A 2,062-nucleotide genomic window follows, 5' to 3' on the forward strand; every position below is an offset into this window, starting at 1 on the left:
GAGGCGGCCGGCGGCCCGGCGTTCGCCGACACGCTGCGCGGCCTCTCCGCCGACAGGCGCGGACGCGCGCTGCGCGAGCTGGTGCTGACCCACGTCGCGGTGGTGCTCGGCGCCGGCGACCCGGACGCGGTGGAACCCGACCGCGCGTTCCGGGAACTCGGCTTCGACTCCCTCACCGCGGTCGAACTGCGCAACCGGCTCGGCGCCGCCACCGGGCTGCGACTGCCGGCCACGTTGGTGTTCGACAACCCGACGCCGGCCGCGCTCGCCGCGCACCTGGCCACCCGGATCGCCGTACCCGACGGCCCGGCCGATCCGACCGCGGGTCTGGGGCCGGACCTGGACCGGCTGGAGGCGGCGCTGGCCGGGCTGGACCCGGACGACGAGGCCTACCGCGGGATCACCGAGCGGCTGCACGGCCTGCTGGACCGGCTGACCGCCCGGCAGGCCGACGCGGACGACGACGACCTGGAGTCGGCCACCACCGAGAACATCTTCGACCTGATCGACCGCGAGCTGGAGACGTCTTGAGCGACGGCCGCGACGACATCGGCACGCCGAGTGAGGTAGGTCCACGGTGAACAGCGAGGACGAGAAGTACGTCGAGTACCTGAAGCGTACGACCTCGGAGCTGCGGCGCACCCGGCGGCGACTGCGGGCGCTGGAGGCGCGCGACACCGAGCCGGTCGCCATCGTGGCGATGACCTGCCGCTACCCCGGCGGCGTCGGGTCGCCGGAGCAGCTGTGGGACCTGGTCCGCGACGGCGGCGACGGGATCGGCCCGTTCCCCGCCGACCGGGGCTGGGACCTCGACCGGCTGTTCCACCCCGACCCCGACCACCCGGGCACCAGCTACGTGCGCGAGGGCGGCTTCGTCTACGACGCCGGCGACTTCGACGCCGACCTGTTCGGCATCAGCCCGCGCGAGGCCGTCGCCATGGACCCGCAGCAGCGGCTGCTGCTGGAGGCCACCTGGGAGGCGTTCGAGCGGGCCGGGCTGCCGCTGCCGGCCGTGCGGGGCAGCCGCACCGGCGTGTTCGTCGGCGCCGCCGCGCACGGCTACGACGCGATCCTCGCCCGGGCCGGGCAGGACGGCGAGGGGCACTCGCTGACCGGCAACTCGACGAGCATCGTCTCCGGCCGGATCGCGTACACGCTGGGGCTGGAAGGGCCGGCGGTCACCATCGACACCGCCTGCTCCTCCTCCTCGGTGGCGATCCACCTGGCCGTGCAGGCGCTGCGCAACGGCGACTGCGAGCTGGCGCTGGCCGGCGGCGTCACCGTGATGCCCACCCCGGCCGTGTTCGTCGGGTTCAGCCGCCAGCGCGGGCTGGCCGCTGACGGCCGGTGCAAGCCGTTCGCCGCCGCCGCCGACGGCACCGGCTGGTCCGAGGGCGTCGGCATGCTGCTGCTGGCCCGCCTCTCCGACGCCCAACGGCACGGCCACCCGGTGCTCGCGGTGATCCGGGGCAGCGCGGTCAACCAGGACGGGGCGTCCAACGGGCTGAGCGCGCCGCACGGCCCGTCCCAGGTACGGGTGATCCGGCAGGCGCTCGCCAACGCCCGGCTCACCCCCGAGCAGGTCGACGTGGTGGAGGCGCACGGCACCGGCACCACGCTCGGCGACCCGATCGAGGCGCAGGCGCTGCTTGCCACGTACGGGCAGGACCGGGGCGACGCGCCGCCGGTGCTGCTCGGCTCGGTCAAGTCCAACCTCGGCCACACCCAGGCCGCCGCCGGCGTCGCCGGCGTGATCAAGATGGTGCTGGCGCTGCGGCACGGCATCGTCCCGCCCACGCTGCACGTGGACCGGCCGTCCCCGCACATCGACTGGGACGCCGGGGCGGTCGCGCTCGCCACCGAGGGCACGCCCTGGCCGGCCGTCGACCGGCCGCGCCGCGCGGCGGTGTCCTCGTTCGGGGTGTCCGGCACCAACGCGCACACCATCCTGGAGCAGGCCCCGGAGCCGGAGCCCGCCGAGGACGAGCCGGCGCCCGTGGACCGGCCGGTCGTCCCGGTGCTGCTCTCCGCCCGCTCCCCGGAGGCCCTCGCCGCCCAGGCC

2 protein-coding genes are annotated in these 2,062 nt (G+C 75.9%); both read left to right on the forward strand.

The window, feature by feature from the left end; genetic code table 11:
• Positions 1-531, forward strand: a 531-nt coding sequence (locus HUW36_RS31685; protein ID WP_174531426.1) for an acyl carrier protein, incomplete at its 5' end; no start/stop codon positions are given.
• 46 nt (positions 532-577) lie between these two features.
• On the forward strand, positions 578-2,062 hold a 1,485-nt coding region (locus tag HUW36_RS31690; RefSeq protein WP_174531427.1), incomplete at its 3' end, for a type I polyketide synthase.

It is taken from the genome of Micromonospora maritima (assembly GCF_902825405.1).
In the GTDB taxonomy this organism is placed as follows: domain Bacteria; phylum Actinomycetota; class Actinomycetes; order Mycobacteriales; family Micromonosporaceae; genus Micromonospora; species Micromonospora maritima.